The 21,744-nt window shown below is 73.9% G+C and carries 17 protein-coding genes; 12 read left to right on the plus strand and 5 right to left on the minus strand.

Features of this window, described 5'->3' with window-relative positions; genetic code table 11:
• Positions 1-31: 31 nt before the first annotated feature.
• Genes ACFYNX_RS33270 through ACFYNX_RS33280 form a run of 3 tightly spaced genes read right to left on the minus strand, consistent with a single transcriptional unit; the run spans position 32 to position 2,839 of the window.
• A complete protein-coding gene (locus tag ACFYNX_RS33270) occupies positions 32-1,348 on the minus strand; it encodes a coenzyme F420-0:L-glutamate ligase (RefSeq protein ID WP_388667236.1) in 1,317 nt (438 codons plus the stop codon).
• Complete coding sequence (cofD, locus tag ACFYNX_RS33275; protein WP_388667239.1) at positions 1,345-2,301, minus strand: 2-phospho-L-lactate transferase; 957 nt, start codon at positions 2,299-2,301, stop codon at positions 1,345-1,347. Before cofD ends, ACFYNX_RS33270 begins: the two co-directional genes overlap by 4 nt.
• A gap of 13 nt (positions 2,302-2,314) precedes the next feature.
• Positions 2,315-2,839 carry a cysteine dioxygenase family protein gene (locus tag ACFYNX_RS33280; RefSeq protein WP_365550936.1) on the minus strand — a complete coding sequence of 175 codons (525 nt, stop codon included), beginning with the start codon at positions 2,837-2,839 and terminating at the stop codon, positions 2,315-2,317.
• Positions 2,840-3,540: 701 nt separating this feature from the next.
• On the opposite strand from ACFYNX_RS33280, the gene ACFYNX_RS33285 reads away from it, so the two are divergent.
• The 3 genes from ACFYNX_RS33285 (at position 3,541) to ACFYNX_RS33295 (ending at position 9,449) form a co-directional block, all read left to right on the plus strand.
• Positions 3,541-3,804 (plus strand): WhiB family transcriptional regulator, encoded by a 264-nt coding sequence (locus ACFYNX_RS33285; RefSeq protein ID WP_015033978.1) that lies wholly within the window; start codon positions 3,541-3,543, stop codon positions 3,802-3,804.
• A 447-nt stretch (positions 3,805-4,251) separates the two neighbouring features.
• A complete protein-coding gene (locus ACFYNX_RS33290) occupies positions 4,252-7,908 on the plus strand; it encodes a glycosyltransferase family 2 protein (protein ID WP_388667243.1) in 3,657 nt (1,218 codons plus the stop codon).
• Complete coding sequence (locus ACFYNX_RS33295) at positions 7,905-9,449, plus strand: DUF5719 family protein (RefSeq protein ID WP_388667246.1); 1,545 nt, start codon at positions 7,905-7,907, stop codon at positions 9,447-9,449. Before ACFYNX_RS33290 ends, ACFYNX_RS33295 begins: the two co-directional genes overlap by 4 nt.
• Before the next feature lie 61 nt (positions 9,450-9,510).
• Here the strand turns inward: ACFYNX_RS33295 and ACFYNX_RS33300 are convergent, their stop codons facing one another.
• Positions 9,511-9,966 carry a metallopeptidase family protein gene (locus ACFYNX_RS33300; RefSeq protein ID WP_388667268.1) on the minus strand — a complete coding sequence of 152 codons (456 nt, stop codon included), beginning with the start codon at positions 9,964-9,966 and terminating at the stop codon, positions 9,511-9,513.
• Between the two features lie 371 nt (positions 9,967-10,337).
• Here ACFYNX_RS33300 and ACFYNX_RS33305 point away from each other — a divergent pair, with 371 nt between their 5' ends.
• From ACFYNX_RS33305 to ACFYNX_RS33340, 8 genes are all read left to right on the plus strand, one after another.
• Positions 10,338-10,718, plus strand: coding sequence for a DUF3499 domain-containing protein (locus ACFYNX_RS33305; protein WP_388667249.1), 381 nt, complete (start codon positions 10,338-10,340; stop codon positions 10,716-10,718).
• Positions 10,719-10,901: 183 nt separating this feature from the next.
• Complete coding sequence (locus tag ACFYNX_RS33310) at positions 10,902-12,269, plus strand: phosphomannomutase/phosphoglucomutase (RefSeq protein ID WP_365550944.1); 1,368 nt, start codon at positions 10,902-10,904, stop codon at positions 12,267-12,269.
• 196 nt (positions 12,270-12,465) lie between these two features.
• On the plus strand, positions 12,466-12,648 hold the full coding sequence (locus tag ACFYNX_RS33315; RefSeq protein WP_383156899.1) for a Trm112 family protein: 183 nt from the start codon (positions 12,466-12,468) through the stop codon (positions 12,646-12,648).
• Positions 12,649-12,953: 305 nt separating this feature from the next.
• Positions 12,954-14,102, plus strand: coding sequence for an SIS domain-containing protein (locus ACFYNX_RS33320; RefSeq protein WP_388667252.1), 1,149 nt, complete (start codon positions 12,954-12,956; stop codon positions 14,100-14,102).
• 257 nt (positions 14,103-14,359) lie between these two features.
• A complete protein-coding gene (gene manA, locus ACFYNX_RS33325) occupies positions 14,360-15,511 on the plus strand; it encodes a mannose-6-phosphate isomerase, class I (protein ID WP_388667255.1) in 1,152 nt (383 codons plus the stop codon).
• A 66-nt stretch (positions 15,512-15,577) separates the two neighbouring features.
• Positions 15,578-16,543 (plus strand): cation diffusion facilitator family transporter, encoded by a 966-nt coding sequence (locus ACFYNX_RS33330; RefSeq protein ID WP_388667258.1) that lies wholly within the window; start codon positions 15,578-15,580, stop codon positions 16,541-16,543.
• A gap of 473 nt (positions 16,544-17,016) precedes the next feature.
• Positions 17,017-18,471 carry an adenosylhomocysteinase gene (ahcY, locus tag ACFYNX_RS33335; protein WP_125668332.1) on the plus strand — a complete coding sequence of 485 codons (1,455 nt, stop codon included), beginning with the start codon at positions 17,017-17,019 and terminating at the stop codon, positions 18,469-18,471.
• 128 nt (positions 18,472-18,599) lie between these two features.
• Positions 18,600-19,214 carry a hypothetical protein gene (locus ACFYNX_RS33340; RefSeq protein WP_365550957.1) on the plus strand — a complete coding sequence of 205 codons (615 nt, stop codon included), beginning with the start codon at positions 18,600-18,602 and terminating at the stop codon, positions 19,212-19,214.
• Positions 19,215-19,248: 34 nt separating this feature from the next.
• Here the strand turns inward: ACFYNX_RS33340 and ACFYNX_RS33345 are convergent, their stop codons facing one another.
• Positions 19,249-20,280 carry an RDD family protein gene (locus tag ACFYNX_RS33345; protein WP_388667262.1) on the minus strand — a complete coding sequence of 344 codons (1,032 nt, stop codon included), beginning with the start codon at positions 20,278-20,280 and terminating at the stop codon, positions 19,249-19,251.
• A gap of 122 nt (positions 20,281-20,402) precedes the next feature.
• On the opposite strand from ACFYNX_RS33345, the gene ACFYNX_RS33350 reads away from it, so the two are divergent.
• Positions 20,403-21,410: a stage II sporulation protein M gene (locus ACFYNX_RS33350; protein ID WP_388667265.1), complete on the plus strand. Its 1,008-nt coding sequence runs from the start codon at positions 20,403-20,405 to the stop codon at positions 21,408-21,410.
• Positions 21,411-21,744: the final 334 nt, after the last annotated feature.

A 21,744-nucleotide genomic window follows, 5' to 3' on the forward strand; every position in this document is an offset into this window, starting at 1 on the left:
GACCCCGCCCGATCCGGCCCGACCGGCAAGGTCACCGCACCTCGACGAACTCCGAGACCGTCCGCGCCGCCCGCTCCCGCGGCGCCGCCGCCGGGTGCCCGATCGCCACCGCGCCGAGCGGGTCCCAGTCGTCCGGCAGGCCGAGGACCTCCCGTACGACGTCCCGGCAGAACATCGTCGAGGACACCCACGCCGAGCCGAGCCGTTCGCCCGCGAGCGCCACCAGGAAGTTCTGCACGCCCGCGCCCGCCGCGACCAGGAACATCTCGCGCTCGGCGGTGTCCCGGCGCGGGTCGCCGTAGTGGTGGGAGCCGTCCGTGACCAGGCACGGCACGGCCAGGCAGGGCGCGTTCCGCAGGACGTCCCCGCGCCGCACCCGCTTCGCGATCGACTCCTCGGACCTCCCGTCCCGGCGCAGGTCCGCGACCCACGCCTCCCGCATCGCGTCGAGCAGTCGCGTCCGCGACTCCGCCGACTCCAGGAGCACGAACCGCCACGGCGTTGTGTGGTGCGGGGCCGGCGCCGTCACGGCCGCGGCGACCGCGCGCCGCACCGCCCCGGGGTCGACCGGCTCGGCCGTGAACTCCCGTACGGTCCGCCGCAGCGTCACCGCCTCCCGTACGGCCTCGGAGGTGCCCAGCCGGAACATGTCGTCGGCGGCCCCCCGCACGAGCGCGCGTGCGCCCGGCTCCCCGTCCCCGCCCACCACGTGCGGCAGGCCCCGGACGACGGCCACCGGGAGCCCGGCCGCCTTGCCCTTCACCAGGTCCCCGGCGGCGGCGAGTTCGTCGGCGGTGGCGACCACGGTCGCGCTCAGCGGATTGCCGTGCGCGTCGGTCCCGCCGCGCAGGTCGTCCAGGACCCGCACCCCGGCCGCCCCGATCGCCACGTCCGTGAGCCCGCTGCGCCAGGGGCGCCCGAAGGTGTCCGTGACGACGACGCCCACGTCCACGCCGAGTGCCTCGCGCAGCCCCTCGCGGATCCGGCGGGCCGAGGCGTCCGGGTCCTCGGGCAGCAGGAGCACCGTCCCGGCGGGGGTGTTGGAGGCGTCGACCCCGGCGGCGGCCATGACGAGCCCCTGCCGGTTCTCGACGATCCGCAGGGCGCCGCGCCGCGCCACCACCCGGACCGTCTCGGCGTCGATGGCCGCCTCGCGGTCGTCGGCGGCGACCACCCGGCCCTCCGCCTTGCTCACGATCTTGGAGGTGACGAGCAGCACGTCCCCGTCGGCGAGTTCCGGCGCGGGGGAGGCGGCGGCGGAGGCGATCAGCTTGGCCAGGTCGTCCCCGGCCGCCACCTCGGGAAGGCCGGGCAGCGCCCACACCCGGTAGGCGGGGGCGGCGCTCACCCGCGTACCTCCTCGGCGAGGGCGAGCGCCTCGCGCGCCATCGCCGCCGTCGCGTCCACGTCCGTCATCATCAGCGGCACCGCGCGGCAGGCGATGCCCGCCGCCTCGACGTCCGCGACCGCGCCCGCGTCCACGGTGTCCACGAGCCAGCCGTCGAGCAGTCCGGTGCCGTAGTGCCGGGCCACCGCCGCCGCCGTGGACTCCACGCCCACCGCCGCGAGGACCTTGTCGGCCATCCCGCGCACGGGCGCGTCCCCGACGATGGGGGAGAGGCCCACGACCGGCGCCCCGGCCGCGGCGACCGCCTCGCGGATCCCGGGCACGGCCAGGATCGTGCCGACGGACACGACCGGATTGGACGGCGGGAAGAGGACGACGTCCGCCTCCGCGACGGCCTCCAGGACGCCCGGCGCCGGCTTCGCGGCCTCCGCGCCGACCGGCACGACGGCCTTGGCGTCGACGGAGGCGCGCAGCTTCACCCAGTACTCCTGGAAGTGCACCGCCCGCCGCTCGCCGTCGACCTCGATCGCCACGTGGGTCTCGACGCGGTCGTCGGACATGGGGAGCAGGCGCACGCCAGGCTGCCAGCGGGCGCACAGCGCCTCGGTGACGGCGCTCAGCGGGTAGCCCGCGGCGAGCATCTGGGTGCGGACGATGTGGGTCGCGAAGTCTCGGTCGCCGAGGCCGAACCACTCGGGCCCGACGCCGTACGCCGCGAGCTCCTCCTTGACGGTGAAGGACTCGTCCGTACGCCCCCAGCCCTGCTCCTCGTTGATGCCCCCGCCGAGGGTGTACATCACCGTGTCCAGGTCGGGGCAGACCTTCAGCCCGAAGAGATGGATGTCGTCACCGGTGTTGCCGACGACCGTGATCTCCGCGTCCGGGGCGGCCCGCTTGAGGCCGCGAAGGAACCGGGCACCACCGATGCCGCCTGCCAGAACCACAATGCGCATGGAGGGCAGTGTGTCAGGCGACGATCACTCCCGGCGCCTCCGGGGCGGGGGTCACCGGGGCGCACTGCGCGCGGAGCGACTCGTGCATGGGCATCTCGGTCAGGCCCGGGAAGTAGACGTGCAGGCTGACGGCCGGCTCCAGGGAGTCGTTGACGACCTCGTGGACGTACCCGGGGGCGAACACGCGCTGCGCGCCGCCGGCGAGCGTCCGCACGCCCCGGTCCGTACGCTCCGTCAGCTCGCCCTCCAGGACGGTGAGGACGCCGGAGGAGACGCCGTGGTCGTGGAGCCCGCTGCCCTGTCCGGGCACCCAGGAGAGCAGCCACACCTCGTAGCCGGGCCCGGTGCGCAGGCGGTGGTACCAGCGGGTGGTGGCGTCGTACTCGACGTACGGGGCCCACTGGGAGCGGTCGTCGGCGATCGAGCGCGCGAGGCCGGCGAAGTCGGCCACGGTCACGGGGTGGACGCGCTCGGGCTGGAGGAGGTGGGGGACCTCCATGATGTCGCCGGCGATCTGGAGGTCGCTGTCCATGTTCATGGGGTGGGGTGGTTCCTCAGCAGAAACAGAAGCGGTGGGGGGTCACGGGGGAGCGGTGACACGGGAGACGCGGGTGACGCCGGGGGAAGAGCTGGAGCGCGGGGAGCGAGAGCCGGAGCTCTGCGGCATCAACAGCCGGGACAGCAACAGCAACAGCGCGCCTGGACAGCGCGGCGGAACCCACGGGTGTGGGTCGCGGAGGGCGCTGCGGTCGCTGGCATGCCACCAAAGGTGGCCGGAGGGGCACCCGACTGTCAACTCAATGCCCGATTTGGGGGTAATGTTTCACCTCATCCGGTTGCCCTCTCTGGAGAAAGGTTTGCTCATGCGCGGACCAGGAGAGATGGCGCTTCGACCGTGCCCGCGAACGCGGTGGTGCGCGCGTGTCGGTCCGGACAGGGGGCGGCTCGTGACCCGACTGTGATCCGGATCGCTTCCGTGGCTGGATCGCAACAAGATCCACGCCCCGGTCGTCCTTCCCCGTGGAGGCCGTGCCGCACGGTCGCATCGGTACCCTGTGTCACGGTTTTTGGTGATTTGAACACTTAGCGCATACGCTTGGTTCCGCAGAGTGAATACGGGGCCCGATAGCAGATCTCAGCTTGACTCGCACAGAGCACGAACTTGTAATTTCACTCGTGTCGTTCGGCCGTGTTCGCACGGCAACTCCACGGGACGCACAGAACAGACGAGGGGCGCACATGACCGAGTTGTTCCAGGAACTGCTGGTCGAGGACGCGGACGAGGAACTCGGCTGGCAGGAGCGCGCGCTGTGCGCCCAGACCGATCCCGAGTCCTTCTTCCCCGAGAAGGGCGGCTCGACCCGCGAGGCCAAAAAGGTCTGCCTCGCCTGCGAGGTCCGTTCCGAATGCCTCGAATACGCCTTGCAGAACGACGAGCGCTTCGGCATCTGGGGCGGCCTCTCGGAGCGCGAGCGACGCCGCCTGAAGAAGGCCGCCGTCTGAACCGCCGCTGTCCGAAAAGCAGCCCGAGCGGCCGCCCGAACCGCCGGCACCCGACCGCGTCCGGACCCCCGAGCCGGGACGCGTCCACCGGGACCGCGCCGGAACGCGCGCACCAGGTCGCCCCGAACGGTCCGCCCCCCGTGCACCCGAGCACGGACGGCGGACCGTTTCGCGTATGCGGCACATCCCGCGTATCCGGCGCATCTCACGTGCCCGGCACATCTCGCGTATCCAACGCATCCCGCGTACTCCGCACATCCCGCGTATCCGGCGCATCCCGACCGGCCTCCGCCCCGCGACCGTTCCGTCCCCTCTGTCCACAGGGGTCCGGGAGCTCTGTCCACAGGGCGGCGGACCGCTCCGCGCACAGCCGTTAGTGTGGGCCTCCGTCCGAGACGCTCCCCACGCCCCCCGCGGGCGACCCCCGGCCGGAGGGCCCGTAGCTCGATGTCCTCAACTCCTGAGTTCCCGCGACACGTCGTCACCGCCGTGCTCGTCACCCACGACGGCGCCCGCTGGCTGCCCGACGCCCTGGCCGGCCTGCTCGCCCAGGAACGCCCCGTGCAGAACGTGGTCGCGGCCGACACCGGCAGCGCCGACGACTCCGCACAGCTCGTCGCCGACGCCGTCGGCGCCGACCGCGTCCTGCACCTCGCGCGCCGCACCGGATTCGGCGCCGCCGTCGAGGAGGCCGCCCGCACCGCGCCCGTGCTCGGACCCGAGGACCTGCCCTACCTGAAGCGCCCCAGCGGCTGGGACCCCGTCAGCCGCACCTGGAACGACGAGGCCTACGACCTCCCCGAACTCCCGCACGGCGAACCGGTCCAGTGGCTCTGGCTCCTCCACGACGACTGCGCCCCCGAGCCCGACGCCCTCGCCGAACTCCTGCGCGTCGCCGACTCCGACGCGTACGCCGCCGTCGTCGGCCCCAAGCTGCGCGGCTGGTACGACCGCAAGCAGCTCCTGGAGGCCGGCGTCTCCATCGCCCGCAGCGGGCGCCGCTGGACCGGCCTCGACCGCCGCGAGCAGGACCAGGGGCAGCACGACCAGGTCCGCTCCGTCCTCTCCGTCTCCACCGCCGGCATGCTGGTCCGCCGCGACGTCTTCGAGGAGCTCGGCGGCTTCGACCGGCGCCTGCCCCTCATGCGCGACGACGTCGACCTGTGCTGGCGCGCCCACGCCGCCGGGCACCGCGTCCTCGTCGCGCCCGACGCCGTCCTGCGGCACGCCGAGGCCGCCGCCCGCGAGCGCCGCACCGTCGACTGCGCCGGCCGCACCGCCGCCGACCCGCACCGCGTCGACAAGGCCGGAGCCGTCTACACGCTCCTGGCCAACACCCGTGGCGCCGCCCTCCCGTACGTCTTCGTGCGGCTCGTCCTCAGCACCCTGCTCCGCACCCTCGCCTACCTCGTCGGCAAGGTCCCCGGGCAGGCCGTCGACGAGGTCATGGGCCTCCTCGCCACCCTGCTGCGGCCCGAGAAGATCCTCGCCGCCCGCAAGCGGCGCAAGAACCCCGCCGTCGCCGCGGCCGAACTCCGCCCGCTCTTCCCGCCGCCCGGCGCCACCGTCCGCGCCGCCGCCGAACAGCTCACCGCCAACTTCGGCGGCAACGAGGCCGACTCCGGCGGCTCCCGTCACGGCGTCGTCGAATCGGGACCCGGCGGCGACGACGCCGACTACCTGGAGATCGAGCAGTTCGCCCGGCTCAAGAAGATCGCCCGCAGGCCCGGCCCGGTCCTTTTCGCCCTCCTCCTCGTCGTCTCCCTCGTCGCCTGCCGCAACCTCTTCTCCGGCGGCTCCCTGGCCGGCGGCGCCCTGCTGCCCGCCCCCGACACCGTCTCCGGACTCTGGTCCCGGTACGCCGACACCTGGCACCCCCTCGGCACCGGCGGCACCCAGTCCGCCCCGCCCTACCTCGCCGTCCTGGCCGCGCTCTCCGCGCTGTTCCTCGGCTCCACCTCCACCGCGCTGACCGTGCTGCTCGTCTGCTCGGTCCCGCTCGCCGGCTTCACCGCGTACTTCGCCTCCCGGGGCATCGTCGAGTCCCGGCTGCTGCGCGCCTGGGGCGCCGTCGCGTACGCCTTCCTGCCCGCCGCCACCGGCGCCCTCGCCGCCGGCCGGCTCGGCACCGCCGTCCTCGCGGTCCTGCTCCCGCTGATCGGCCGCGCCGCCGTCGCCGCCCACGGCTTCAACCGGCCCGACCGGGGCAGTTGGCGCGCCACCTGGGCGTACGCCCTCCTGCTCACCCTCACGACCGCGTTCACCCCGGTCGTCTGGCCCCTCGCCGTCCTCCTCGGCCTCGGCGTCCTCGTCGTCCGCCGCTCCGACATCACCGCGTACGGGCTCCGCTTCCTCGCCGCCGTCGGCACCCCCCTGCTCGTCCTCGCCCCCTGGTCGCTCACCCTCCTGACCGACCCCTCCGCCCTCCTGCGCGAGGCCGGCGTCGACGTCCGCACCGGCACCGCCACCGCGCTCGACCTGCTCGGCACCAGCCCCGGCGGCCCCGGCACCACCGGTGGCCTCCTCCTGATCGGCCTCGTCCTCGCCGGCCTCGCCGGGCTGCTGCGCGAGGAGCGCCGGCTCGCCGTCCACGCCGCCTGGGCCGCCGCCCTCGCCGGCCTCCTCCTCGCCGTCCTGACCAACGGCGCGGGCGGCACCGGCTGGGCCGGTCCCGCCACCCTCGTCTACGGCGCCGCCCTTGTCGCCGCCGGCATGATCGGCGCCGAGGGCGGCCGCACCCGCGTCGCCGCCCACGGCTTCGGCTGGCGCCAGCCCGTCGCCGCCCTGATCGCCCTCGCCTGCGCCGCCGGCCCCGCCGTCGCCGCCGTCAACTGGATGATCGGCGGCGCCGACGGCCCGCTGACCCGCCGCGACCCGGTCCAGGTCCCGGCCTTCGTCGCCGAGGAGAGCGCCACCCGCGACCAGCCCCGCACCCTCGTCCTGGGCGGCTCCGCGCCCGGCCGGGTCGCCTACACCCTGGTCCGCGGCTCCGGCGCCCGCCTCGGCGACGCCGAACTCACCGAGACCGCCGCGGGCGACCCCCACCTCGACCGGGTCGTCGCCCTCCTCGTCGCCGGCTCCGGCGCCGACCAGACCGAGCAGCTCAGCGGCTACGCGATCCGCTACGTCCTCGTACGGGACGGCGCCCCGCGCCAGATGAGCCGCGTCCTCGACGCCACCCCCGGCCTCAGCCGCCTCAGCCAGATCGACGGCAGCGCCCTGTGGCGCGTGGACCGTGAGATCGCCCGCGTCATGATCACCCCGCCCGCCGCCGGTGCCGGTGCCAAGGGGGAGACGGCCGCCAAGGCCGTCGCCGTCGCCGCCGGGCCCGTCGAGGCGCACACCGAGATCCCCGCGGGCGCCGCCGGCCGCGTCCTGCGCCTCGCCGACCGCGCCGACGAGGGCTGGACCGCCACCCTCGACGGCAAGGCGCTGACGAGGACCACCGTCGACGGCTGGGCCCAGGGCTTCGAGCTCCCCGCCCAGGGCGGCCGCCTCGACGTCACGTACGACGAGCCGCTCACCCACACCGCGTGGATCTGGACCCAGGTCGCCCTCGGCGTCGTCCTGCTCGTCCTCGCCCTGCCCGGCCGCCGCCGCGAGATCGACGACGACCTGCCCGAGGAGGAGCTCGCGATCCCCGCCCAGGCCGCCGAGGGCGACGGCCGCCGCGCCCGCCGCCTGCGCGCCGCCGCCGAGGCGGAGGCCGCGGAGCAGGCGCCCGCCGACGTGCCGGAGCACGAGCCGCTCCCGATCCCGGAGCAGCAGACCCACGAGCCCGGGGACCGGCAGGAGGAGTGGGACGGCGCGTACGACCCCGCCTACGCCCCGGCCCCGGACCACGCCCAGCAGCCCTACGCCGACCAGGGCTCCTACCAGGAGTACGCGGCCGACCCGTACCAGCAGCAGCCGTACGCGTACCCCCAGCAGGGCTACGAGCAGCAGCAGTACGACCCGCAGGGCTACGAGCAGCAGGGCTACGACCCGCAGCAGTACGGCGGACAGGGCTACGACCCGCAGCAGTACGACCCGTACGGCCACGGCTACGGGCACCCCCAGGGCCACGAGACCGAGCAGCGTCCCGACGGGAGCAGCAACCAGTGAAGCGCACGACCCTCTCCCTGATCGCGGGCGCCACGGCCCTCGCCGCCGTCACCGGCTTCGCCGCCCTGACCGCCCCCGACGGCACCGCCGCCCCCGAGGCGGCCGGGGCCACCACCCGGCTGCCGGTCGAGCGCGTCGGCCTGGCCTGCCCGGCCCCCAGCTCCTCCGAGGTGGCCGAGACCCTCTACACCTCGTACACCCCGACGGGGACGGACAAGGCCGCGGGAGGCGCCGAGGCCCCCGGCACCGGCAAGGCCGAGCGGCCCACGGCCCTCCTGAGGCCCGCCGCGGGCACGACCGCCGACGGCGGCACCGGCAAGGACGGCAAGAAGCCCGCCGCGGCCAAGGCCCCCGCCACCGTCACGGCCCCCGGCAAGCCCGTCACCGCCGAGGCGAACGGCGCGTCCGCGCCCGCCCTCACCGGCTCGGCCACCGGCACCCTCGCCCCCGGCTGGACCGTCCAGCAGACCACGGTCGTCCCGGCGGGCGGCTCGCGCGGCCTCCTCGGCCTCACCTGCGGCGCCCCCGACACCGACTTCTGGTTCCCGGCGGCCTCCACCGCCAAGGCGCGCCACGACTACGTCCACCTCACCAACCCGGACGACACGGCCGCCGTCGCCGACATCGCGCTCTACGGCCCCGAGGGCGTCCTCAAGTCCCAGTTCACCGAGGGCATCCCGGTCCCGGCCCACTCCACGGTCCCGGTCCTCCTCTCCACCCTCACCCACGAGGCCGCCCAGCGGGACGTCACCGTCCACGTCACCACCCGCAGCGGGCGCGTCGGCGCGGCCCTCGGCGTCGCCGACGAGAAGCTCGGCAGCGACTGGATCTCGGCCTCGGCCGACCCGTCGGGCAGCGTCGTGCTCCCCGGCATCCCGGCCGACGCCACCTCGGTGCGGCTCGTGGTCATGGCCCCCGGCGAGGACGACGCCGACCTGAAGGTCAAGCTCTCCACCACGAACGGCGCGATCGTCCCGGCGGGCGCCGACACCCTGCACGTGAAGTCCGGGATGACGACCTCCATCGACCTGCCGGACCTCACCCGCGGCTCGGCGGCCTCCCTGTACCTCGCCCCGGAGGACCCGAAGCATCCCGTCCCGGTCGTGGCCGCCCTCCAGGTGGTCCGGGGCAAGGGCGACAAGAGCGAGATCGCCTTCATCCCGGCGGCGGGGGCGATCTCCGCCCGCGCGACGGTCGCCGACAACCGCGCCAAGGCCTCGACGCTCTCCCTGACCGCCCCCGACGCCGACGCGCAGGTCAGGGTCACGGCCTCGGCCGGCTCCGGGGCGGGCACCCCGGTGTCGAAGACGGTCACGGTCAAGGCGGGCACCACGACGGCCCTCACCGACCTCGTCCCCCAGGGCCTCAAGGGCTCCTACGCGCTGACCGTCGAGCCGGTCTCCGGCGGCAAGGTGCACGCGGCGCGGACGCTCGCCCTGCCGCAGGACGGCGTCCCGATGTTCACCGTCCAGACCCTCACCGACGACCGGGGCACGGTCGAGGTCCCGTCGGCCCACCAGGACCTGGGAGTACTGGACTGACCCGGGGCCCTCGGGGACGAAACCGGGACCGGAGGCCGTACGGCTTCCGCCCCCGCCCGGCTCAGTCCTGTCCGTACCGGGGGTCGACCGACTCGGGGGAGAGCCCGAGGAGTTCGGCGACCTGCTCCACGACCACCTCGTGGACCAGGAGCGCCCGCTCGTCCCGGCTCTTCGAGCGGATCTCGACCGGCCGCCGGTAGACGACCACCCGGGCGGGCTCGTCCTTCTCCGCCGAGACCGAACCGCCCAGCGGCACCGTCTCGCCCGACAGGGGCGGCGGCACCTCCAGGACCAGGAACTCGACGTCGGCCAGTTGCGGCCAGCGCCGTTCGAGACGCTCCACCGAGTCGAGGACCAGATCGCGGAAGGTGTCGGCCCGGCTCGCGGAGAGCGGCACCTGCGGCGGCGCGACGGGGCCCCGCATCCCGCGGCCGTGCCGGTCGCGGCGGCGGACCCGGGGCTCCGCCGGGGGCTCCGCGGGACGGTGCGGGGGGCTCGGCGGCACAGGACTGTCCATCACCGACGCAGCGTAACCCCCATCGGACCTCCGCACCGTGGCGTGTCCTCGCCACCTTCCCCGACACGCCCGGCCCACTCCCGGCACGTCCGCGCCTCCTTTCCGCCCCTCCTGTCGAAACCCGAACGTTCCGGTCGGCCGCACGCCCGATCCGGCGGCCCGTCACGATCGGCCATCTGGCCCTGATTGACCGGATTCCTCTCCCCGACTGTCCGAATCTCCACCCCTCTCCGGACCCCCGCCCTCCCTTCCCCGCAGGTCGGAACGGCCGCCCCGCACCCGGGCGGGGAGGGGTTCCCGCCGCGACACGGTGGAGTGACCCGAGGAAGAGTCGTCGCGGCCCGCTCAAGAGTGCGGTACCGTCCAACGTCGTGAGCCCTGTACGTCGCTGTTCGCGCACCGCGTGCGGCCGCCCTGCCGTCGCGACACTGACGTACGTCTATGCCGACTCGACTGCGGTCCTCGGCCCGCTCGCCACCTACGCCGAGCCCCACTGCTACGACCTGTGCGCCGAGCACGGCGAGCGCCTCACCGCCCCGCGCGGCTGGGAGGTCGTGCGGCTCTCCGACGGATCCGCCCCCAGCCGCCCCAGCGGCGACGACCTCGAAGCCCTGGCCAACGCGGTACGGGAGGCGGCCCGCCCCCAGGAGCGCGCGGCCGGGTCCGGCGGCAAGGGCGGAGGCCGTGGCGGCGACCCCATGGAGGTCGGGCGCCGCGGACACCTCAGGGTGCTCCGTTCCCCCGACAACTGAGCCCGGCCACCGGCCCGCCGACCGGTCCGCCGACCGGTCCGGCCCGCTCGACCACCGGACCGGGACTTGCCCACAACGCGGCACAACCGGCCACCGTCCGCTTCGCTCCGCTCCACTCCGGGTAGTTTTGGCGTTCCGTACACGCGCCGCACACGCGTGCCCAGAACTCAGGAGGGTGGATCCGTGACTGCCGATCTGTCGCAGATCGTGAAGGCGTACGACATCCGCGGAGTGGTACCCGACCAGTGGGACGAGACGCTCGCCGAGCTCTTCGGCGCCGCCTTCGTCCGGGTGACGGACGCGGACGCGATCGTCGTCGGCCACGACATGCGTCCCTCGTCGCCCGGCCTCGCGGGCGCCTTCGCGCGCGGCGCGGCCCGCCTCGGCGCCGACGTCACCCTCATCGGGCTCTGCTCGACCGACCAGCTCTACTTCGCCTCCGGCAGCCTCGGCCTGCCCGGCGCGATGTTCACCGCCTCCCACAACCCGGCCCAGTACAACGGCATCAAGATGTGCCGCGCCGGAGCCGCCCCCGTCGGCCAGGACACCGGTCTCGCCGACATCCGCGCCCTCGCCGAGGAGTGGTCCGGGAAGGGCGCCCCCGAGGCCGCCGCCACGCCCGGCGCCATCACCGAGCGGGACACCCTCCAGGACTACGCCGCCCACCTCAAGGGCCTCGTCGACCTCACCGGCATCCGCCCGCTCAAGGTCGTCGTCGACGCGGGCAACGGCATGGGCGGCCACACCGTCCCCACCGTCTTCGAGGGCCTCCCGCTCGACACCGTCCCGATGTACTTCGAGCTGGACGGCACCTTCCCGAACCACGAGGCCAACCCGCTCGACCCGAAGAACATCGTCGACCTCCAGGCCCGCGTCCGCGAGGAGGGCGCCGACATCGGCCTCGCCTTCGACGGCGACGCCGACCGCTGCTTCGTCGTCGACGAGCGCGGCGAGCCGGTCTCCCCGTCCGCGATCACGGCACTCGTCGCCGCCCGCGAACTCGCCAAGCACCCCGGCGGAACGATCATCCACAACCTGATCACCTCCTGGTCCGTGCCCGAGGTCGTCCGCGAGCAGGGCGGCGAGGCCGTCCGCACCCGCGTCGGCCACTCCTTCATCAAGGAGGAGATGGCGAAGACCGGCGCGATCTTCGGCGGCGAGCACTCGGCCCACTACTACTTCCGGGACTTCTGGAACGCGGACACCGGCATGCTCGCCGCGCTCCACGTCCTCGCGGCCCTCGGCGGCCAGGAGGGCACCCTCTCGGAGCTGGTCGCCGCCTACGACCGTTACGCCTCCTCCGGCGAGATCAACTCCACCGTCACCGACCAGGCCGCCAGCACGGCCCGCGTCCGGGCGGCGTACGAGGGCGGGGACGGGATCACCCTCGACGAGCTCGACGGCCTCACCGTGACCGCCGCCGACTGGTGGTTCAACCTCCGCGCCTCCAACACCGAGCCGCTCCTGCGCCTCAACGTCGAGGCCCGCGACGAGGCCACCGCGGCCCGGATCCGCGACGAGGTCCTCGCCCTGGTCCGGGCGACGGACTGACCCCGCGCCCCACCGCCGGGGAACGGGGCGCCCCCCGTTCCCCGGCGGTAGGCTGACCTGGCCCGAAGGCCGGTCCGACGACCCGGTCCGAAGACCCGGTCCGACGACCCGATCTCCCGAGGACCCGATCCGAGGAGCCGGTCCCGAGGGCAGCACCACCACCGTTCGCCCGCAGTTCGTCCGAAGGGACCACCCCATGCCGCTCGAAGCCGGCCTCCTGGAGATCCTGGCCTGCCCCGCGTGCCACGCTCCGCTGAACGACCGCACGGCGGACGAGACCCCCGAACTGGTCTGCACCGGCACCGGCTGCGGCCTCGCCTACCCGGTCCGCGACGGCATCCCGGTCCTCCTCACGGACGAGGCCCGCCGCCCCGCGTAACCGGACCCGCGTCACCGGACCCGAGGACGCCGGCCGCCGACGGGATCCGGGGCCACCCGGGGCCACCCCGAGCGGCGGCCGCCGACGGCGGGTACCCCTTACGGGAGACCCCGCACCTCCGTGACCCGGCGGCACGTGTCCCGTAGGTATCCCGTACGGGCCGCGTACGGGTCGCAGGGGCGCGAGCCGGACCGGGGACCGGGCGCACCCGGGAGCCCGTACGGCACCGACCCCGTCGCCCACCGCCCCGTTCCGCCCCCCGCCCGAGGGGCCCCACCGAACCCGTTCACCCCGGGAGGCACCAGATGCTCGACGAGAACCTCCTCGACGCCCCGGACGACCTCGCCCTGGCCGACCGCCGCGGCCTCCTGCGCGGCGCCGCCGAAGCCGGCGCGCGGGTACGGACCGCCGCCCGCCACGCCGCCGACGCCGGCATCGCGGACCTCCGCCCCGAGGGCCGCCCCCGCGCCGTCCTCGTCGCGGGCCCCGGCACCGCCGCCACCGGCGTCGCCGACCTGATCGGCGCCCTCGCCGGAGCCTCCGCCCCCGTCGTACGCCTCCGCCCCACCGGCGTGGCCCCCGCCGCCGGAGCCCTCCGCTGGGCACTGCCCGGCTGGGCCGGCTCGGTGGACCTGCTGCTGCTCCCCACCACCGACGGCTCCGAACCGGGCCTCGCGCTCCTGGCCGAGCAGGCGTACCGCCGGGGCGTCACGGTCGTCGCCGTCGCCCCCCAGGGCTCCCCGCTGGCGGAGGCCGTCGGCGGCTCCCACGGACTGTTCGTCCCGATGGCCGTCGCCCCGAACGAAATCCCCGACGAGGACGGCGAGAACAGCGCGGCCGGCTCCGACGCCCTCTGGGCCCTGTTCACCCCGCTGCTCGCCCTCCTCGACCGCGTCGGCCTCCTGGAGGCGCCGCCGGAGACCCTGGAGAAGGTCGCCGACCGCCTCGACCGCACGGCCGAACGCTGCGGCCCGGCCGTCGCCACGTACGGCAACCCGGCGAAGACGCTCGCCGCCGAGCTGGCGGACTCGCTCCCGCTGATCTGGACCGAGGGCAGCGCCGCGGGCCCGGTCGGCCGCCGCTTCGCCGCCGTCCTGGCCGAGCTCGCCGGGCTGCCCGCCCTCGCCGCCGAACTCCCCGAGGCCCTGCCCGCCCACGGCGTCCTGCTCGCCGGCGACTACGCGGCGGGCGCCGACCCCGACGACTTCTTCCGCGACCGGGTCGACGAGCCGCAGGCCCTGCGCGCCCGGGTGGTCCTGCTCCGCGACCGGCCGGCCGGCGGCCTCAGCGCCGCCCCCGCCGCCCGGGAGCTGGCCCTCGGCCACGAGACCGCCGTCAGCGAACTGGAGCCGGAGGAGGGCGACGACCTGGAGACGCTCGCGGAACTCCTCGCCGTGACCGACTTCGCGGCCGTCTACCTGGCCCTGGCCACCCGGGGCACCCCGGCGCCGTAGGGCCCCGGTCCCGTAGACCCCGGCCCCGTACGGTCTCGTCCCCGTACGCCACGGACCGCGGGGCCCGGACCGCGAGACCGCGCCGGAGCGCCGGGCCCCCGGCCCCGGTCCGCGGAACCGCACCCCACTCCGGCCGCGCGGCCCACCCCGTACCGTCCCCGCCCCGTCACCCACCCGTCATCCACCCCCTGTCATCTGTCTCCCGTGTCTCCCGACACCCGCACATCCGTCACCCACCCGAGGAGCTGGCAGGCACCATGGACCGCCTCGTCAACACCGTCCGCCCCTACGCCTGGGGATCCACGACGGCCATCCCGGAACTCCTGGGCACCGCCCCCACCGGCGAGCCGCAGGCCGAGATGTGGATGGGCGCCCATCCCGGTGCCCCCTCCCGCACCGAGCGCGGCCCGCTGAACGAGCTGATCGCCGCCGACCCCGTACGCGAACTGGGCGAGCGGACCGTCGAGAGGTTCGGCCCGCACCTCCCCTTCCTCTTCAAGGTCCTCGCCGCCGGAGCCCCCCTCTCCCTCCAGGTCCACCCCGACCTCGACCAGGCCCGCTCCGGATTCGCCGCCGAGGAGGCCGCGGGCATCCCGGTCGACGCCCCGCACCGCACCTACAAGGACGCCAACCACAAGCCCGAGCTGATCTGCGCCCTCACTCCCTTCGAGGGCTTCTGCGGCTTCCGCGCCCCCGCCGACGCCGCCGACCTGATCGCCGCCCTCGGCGTCGACTCCCTCAAGCCGTACGTGGACCTCCTGCACGCCCACCCCGAGGAGGCCGCGCTCCGCGAGGTCCTGACGGCCCTGCTCACCGCCGACCCGGAGGAGACGGCGCGCACCGTCGCCGAGGCCACCGCCGCCGCCGACCGCCTCGGCGGCGCCCACGCCCCGTACGCGCGCCTCGCCCACCACTACCCGAGCGACCCCGGCGTCGTCGCCGCCATGCTCCTGCACCACGTACGGCTCCAGCCGGGCGAGGCGCTCTACCTCGGCGCGGGCGTCCCGCACGCCTACCTCGACGGCCTCGGCGTCGAGATCATGGCCAACTCCGACAACGTCCTGCGCTGCGGCCTCACCCCCAAGCACGTCGACGTCCCCGAACTCCTCCGGATCGTCCGCTTCGACCCCGCCGACCCGGCGATCCTGCGCCCCGAGGCCTCCCCGTCGGGCGAGGAGGTCTACGAGACCCCGACCGACGAGTTCCGCCTCTCCCGCTTCGTACGGGCGGAGGGCGCCGCCCCCAACGACCTCACCGCCCCCACTCCCCAGATCCTGCTGGCCGTCGCCGGCCGCCCGACGGCGGGCGAACTCGCCCTCGCACCCGGCGAATCCGTCTTCGTACCGGCGGGCGAGCGCATCCAACTGACCGGAGCGGGTACGGTCTTCCGCGCCACCGTGGCGGCCTGATGCGACAATGACCGGCCGAACCGCGGCGATCGAGCCGGAGCACCGACGAAGGGAACCCGTACACCCATGAGCGCGTCAGGCGGAACCAAGGCGATCGTGGCGGCGCTCGCCGCGAACCTCGCGATCGCCGCAGCCAAGTTCGTGGCGTTCCTCTTCAGTGGTTCGTCCTCGATGCTCGCGGAGAGCGTCCACTCGCTCGCCGACTCCGGCAACCAGGGCCTGCTGCTCCTCGGCGGCAAGAAGGCCCAGCGCGAGGCCACCCCGCAGCACCCCTTCGGCTACGGCCGCGAGCGCTACATCTACGCCTTCCTCGTCTCCATCGTGCTCTTCTCCGTCGGTGGCATGTTCGCCATCTACGAGGGCTACGAGAAGATCCACGACCCGCACGCGATCGAGGCCTGGTACTGGCCGGTCGGCGTCCTCGTCTTCGCGATCATCGCCGAGTCCTTCTCCTTCCGCACCGCCATCAAGGAGTCGAACCCGCTCCGCGGCAACCTCTCCTGGAAGGAGTTCGTCCGCCGCGCCAAGGCCCCCGAGCTCCCCGTCGTCCTCCTGGAGGACCTCGGCGCCCTCGTCGGCCTCGTCCTGGCCCTCGGCGGCGTCGGCCTCGCCCTCCTCACCGGCAACGGCGTCTGGGACGGCATCGGCACCCTCTGCATCGGCGTCCTGCTCATCCTGATCGCCCTCGTCCTCGCCGCCGAGACCAAGTCGCTGCTCCTGGGCGAGGCCGCCGGCACCGACGAGGTCAAGAAGATCGAGGCCGCCGTCGTCGACGGCAGGACCGTCACCCGCCTCATCCACATGCGCACGCTCCACCTCGGCCCCGAGGAGCTCCTCGTCGCCGCCAAGATCGCCGTCGAGCACGACGAGACCGCCACCGAGGTCGCCCGGGCCATCAACGCGGCCGAGGAGCGCATCCGCGCCGCCGTCCCGATCGCCCGGGTCATCTACCTGGAGCCCGACATCTACAGCGAGAAGGAGGCCGCGGCGGGCCCGGACCCGGCCGCGACCCCGGGCGGTCCGGGCCACTGACCCGCCTCCGCTCCCTCGACGGCTGGACTCCCCCGGCGGCTTGATCCCCTCAGGGACTGAACCCCTTCAGCAACTGAGTCCCCTCAACGGCTGACTCCCCTCAACGGCTGGATCCAGCCACCGAGCCCACCCGACCGGGCCCCCGGACCGCGTACGCCGCCCCGTACGTACGGACCGGGGGCCTGGTGCGTTCGACCCGCGCCCCGGAGCGGCCCCGGGACGGCCCCGGACCGCCCCGGAGACCTGCCGGGGCTCAATGCGGACTGTGGCCCGCCGTCCCGATCGGTGTAGATTCGTGACCAGCCAGACGTCGCTGCTGATGGCGGTCGGGCGGTCCGCAGGACCGGCCGAGGGAGAGAGGGCCTCCGACGACGGCACCATGGAAGTCCGGGCATTCGTGTGCCCAGGACCACCCCCGTGGTGCCCTGCGCCCGAACGACCCTCGTACCCGACCCATGAGGAGCAGCCCCGTCATGACGACCGCAGCCCACCAGGACTTCAAGGTCGCCGACCTCTCCCTGGCCGCCTTCGGCCGCAAGGAGATCACCCTCGCCGAGCACGAGATGCCCGGCCTGATGTCGATCCGCCGCGAGTACGCGGAGCAGCAGCCCCTCGCCGGCGCCCGCGTCACCGGCTCCCTGCACATGACCGTGCAGACCGCCGTCCTCATCGAGACCCTGGTCGCCCTCGGCGCCGAGGTCCGCTGGGCCTCCTGCAACATCTTCTCCACCCAGGACCACGCCGCCGCGGCCATCGCCGTCGGCCCGAACGGCACCCCCGAGAACCCCCAGGGCGTCCCGGTCTTCGCGTGGAAGGGCGAGACCCTGGAGGAGTACTGGTGGTGCACCGAGCAGGCCCTGACCTGGCCGAACACGCCCACCGGCGGCCCGAACATGATCCTGGACGACGGCGGTGACGCCACCCTCCTCGTCCACAAGGGCGTCGAGTTCGAGAAGGCCGGCTCCGCGCCGGACCCGGCCACCGCGGACAGCGAGGAGTACGCCCACATCCTGCGCCTCCTCAACCGCACCCTCGGCGAGAACCCGCAGAAGTGGACCCAGCTCGCGTCCGAGATCCGCGGCGTGACCGAGGAGACCACGACGGGCGTCCACCGCCTGTACGAGATGCACCGGGACGGCACGCTGCTGTTCCCGGCGATCAACGTGAACGACGCGGTGACGAAGTCGAAGTTCGACAACAAGTACGGCTGCCGCCACTCCCTGATCGACGGCATCAACCGCGCCACCGACGTCCTCATCGGCGGCAAGACCGCCGTCGTCTGCGGCTACGGCGACGTCGGCAAGGGCTGCGCCGAGTCCCTGCGCGGCCAGGGCGCCCGCGTCATCGTCACCGAGATCGACCCCATCTGCGCCCTCCAGGCGGCGATGGACGGCTACCAGGTGACGACCCTGGACGAGGTCGTGGAGACGGCCGACATCTTCATCACCACGACCGGCAACAAGGACATCATCATGGCCGCCGACATGGCCAAGATGAAGCACCAGGCCATCGTCGGGAACATCGGCCACTTCGACAACGAGATCGACATGGCCGGTCTCGCGCAGATCCCCGGCATCGTCAAGGACGAGGTCAAGCCGCAGGTCCACACCTGGAAGTTCTCCGACGGCAAGGTCCTCATCGTGCTGTCCGAGGGCCGTCTGCTGAACCTGGGCAACGCGACCGGTCACCCCTCCTTCGTGATGTCGAACTCCTTCGCGGACCAGACGCTGGCCCAGATCGAGCTCTTCACCAAGCCGCAGGAGTACCCGACCGACGTCTACGTCCTGCCGAAGCACCTGGACGAGAAGGTCGCCCGTCTCCACCTGGAGGCGCTGGGCGTGAAGCTGACGACCCTGCGTCCGGAGCAGGCCTCCTACATCGGCGTCGAGGTCGAGGGCCCGTACAAGCCCGACCACTACCGCTACTGACGGACCCCGCGGAGAAGATCCGCGGAAGACATCCGTAGAGGAACCAGGCAGGCCCCCCGCACCCCCGTGTCGGGGGGCCTGCCCCGTCCCGCCCCCCGCTACAGCTCCTGGAAGCCACCCGAGGACCCATGCCCCGCGGCCGTTATTCGCTCCATGACCCGCACGATCACACCCCCCTCGGCGAAGAACACTTCCACTGCGCGCCGGGCCCCTCCGGCTGGCGCTACGTCGCCCAGGCCACCACCCCCTCCGGTGATCACCGGGGCTCCGTCGACCTGGCCGTCGACGAACTGGGCCGCCCCATCCGCCTCGAACTGCACGCCGCCGGCTGGCAGGTCCGCGGCGCGGCCCTCGACGGCGTCACCTGGGTCCGCACGGACCCCACCGGAGCCGAGGCCACCGAAGGCAATGTGCGCGCCCACGCCTTCACCGGCAGCTCCCCGGCCTTCCTCGTCGCCCTCACGCGACTCCTGCGTCTCACCCCCGATTCCCCCGAGACCCGTGTCAGGCTCGTCGCCTTCACGGACCCGGTGCTCGCCCCCCTCACGGTCGACCAGTCCTGGGCCCTGCTGAGAAGTGAAGCGCACCCCACTGACAACGGCCCCCTGACGGTGGACGAGTACCAGGTCAGCGCCCTGGACACGGGCGAGCGGCACACCGTCCACATCGCCGGGGACGTGGTCCTCGCGGCCCCCGGCATCGAACTCGAAGACCTCGACACCCCGCCCTCGGTCTTCTCCTGACCGGAGGCCCCGCCGAGCGCCGGCCCCCCGGACGTCAGGCGGGCGGAGCGAACCCGGTGGCGGACGGCCCGCCCTCACGGGGGGCCTCGGAGCCCGGGGGAGCGACCGGCGGGGGAGCCACCGGAGAAGCGGCCCCCGGAGGAACAGCCGGAGAAGCGGCCGGAGTGACGACCGGACGAACGCCCGGAGGGACGGTCGGAGCGACGGCGGCAGGAAGAACCGCTCCAGCCGGAACGCCGACGACCCCACCGGCCCCGAACCCGCCCCCAGCTCCAGCCCCGGCTCCTGCCCCCGCCATGGCTCCGGATCCGGATCCGGCCTCCGTGAACGCCCGCCGCGCGTCCCGCGCCTGCCGCTCGGCGACCACACCCGCCAGATACGCCTCCGCCGGCACCCCGGCGGGCGGCGGCGTCCCCGTCCGCCTCACCAGCTCGTCGGCCAGGCGCTCGGCGAGCTGCCGCCCCACGGCCGGATCCAGTTCACGCGCGCGCGTGAGGTACTGGCGTGTCTCCAGCCACAGGGCCTCCGACACCGCCGAGAGGTCGAGCCCGGCGAACCGCCCCACCAGCCACGGCGGCGGCGGAGGAACGGGCCGGACCCGTGCCGCGGGCATCCGCTCCCGTACGACCAGGGTCCCCGCGAACACGTCGCCGAGCCGCCGCCCGCGCTCGGACACCAGCGACGCGACACAGGCGACGACGCCGAAGGTCATCAGGATCTCCACGACCCCCATGGCACCCCGCACCAGCGCGTGCCGGAACCGGATCGGCCCGCCGTCGTCCCGTACGACCCGCAGACCACAGGCCATCTTCCCGAGCGACCGTCCGTGGGACAGCGTCTCCACGGCGATCGGCGCCCCCACGAGGACCAGCAGGAAGGCCGCGACGGAGACGGCCGTCACCGCCGCCTCGTCCAGCGAGGCCGTGGCGACCGTGAGCCCGACCATGACCAGCAGGTACACGGCCCACACCACGGCCAGGTCGACGAGCACGGCGAGCGCCCGGCTGGGCAGCCGCGCGGGCTGCAACCCCAGTACGACGGCATCGCCCGTCACCACACCACTCACGGCACCCACCCACCCTTCTCCGGCCTTCCCGACCCCTCCGAACGCCAGTCTGCCAAGCTGACCCCCAGCGCGCCGCAGTAGTACGGACCCGTCCGCAGCCAGTCCTGGAGCAGCAGCCGATCATGGACCTCGACGTCTACGTCACCGCCCACCGCGCGGAGTGGGAACGCCTCGACCACCTCCTGCGCCGGGGCGGGAAGCTCACGGGCGCCGAGGCGGACGAGCTCGTCGCCCTGTACCAGCGCGCGGCCACCCACCTCTCAATCGTGCAGTCCAGCACTCCGGACCCCATGCTCACGGCCCGGCTCACCCAGCTCGTGGCACGCGCCCGCGCCACCGTGACCGGCACCCGCCGCTCCTCGTGGCGCGACGCGGCCCGCTTCCTCACGGCCGGCTTCCCGGCAGCCGTCCACCGCTCCCGCCACTGGTGGATCCCCACCGCCGTCCTCTCCACCCTGCTCGCGGTCCTCATCGGCTGGTGGATCGGGACGCACCCGGAGGTCCAGGCCTCGATCGGCGCCCCCGCCGAACTCCGCGAGATGACCCGCCCCGGCGGCCAGTACGAGACGTACTACTCCAGCCATCCGGCGGCCTCCTTCGCCGCCCAGGTCTGGACGAACAACGCCCAGGCCGCCGCCATGTGCCTGGTCCTCGGCGCGTTCCTGGGGATCCCGGTCCTCTGGATCCTCTTCCTGAACATGCTGAACCTCGGCGTCGGCATCGGCCTGATGACCTCGGCCGGCCGCCTCGACGTGTTCCTGGGCCTGATCCTTCCGCACGGCCTGCTCGAACTGACCGCCGTCTTCGTGGCCGCCGGCACCGGCCTCCGCCTCGGCTGGACCGTCATCGAACCGGGCCCCACCACCCGCCGCGCGGCCCTCGCGGAACGGGGCCGCGCGGCCGTCGGCATGGCCATCGGCCTGGCCCTGGTCCTCTTCGTCTCGGGCCTCATCGAAGGCTTCGTCACCCCTTCCGGCCTGCCGACCTGGGCCCGCATCGCCATCGGCATCGCCGCCGAACTGGCATTCCTCGCGTACGTCCACGTCCTCGGCGGCCGCGCCTCCCGCGCCGGTGACCGGGGCGACCTCGAAGAGCCCGACCGCAGCGCCGCGCTCCCCACCGCGGCTTGATGTGCGTACGCCCCCGCTGAGCTGCTAGTCTCCTCCGGTGCCCGCAAAAGCTGTTGACACGGCGATTGCGGGGAGGTAGATTTGAACAGTTGCCTGGAGCTGGACAGCTCGGCAGCAACCAAGTAAAGTCTCACTCACTCCGGTCGGGAATTTCGATTCCCCGGAGTCACTTCGATTCTTATCCGAATCACGAAAGCCACCGATTAGGTCGGCCGAAATGAATCTGATAAAGTCGGAACCGCCGGAAGGGCCCGGAGCGAAAGCGAAAGGGACCGGAAAGCACCGAGGAAATCGGATCGGAAAGATCTGATAGAGTCGGAAACGCAAGACCGAA

Source organism: Streptomyces sp. NPDC007872, from assembly GCF_042868165.1.
Lineage (GTDB): Bacteria > Actinomycetota > Actinomycetes > Streptomycetales > Streptomycetaceae > Streptomyces.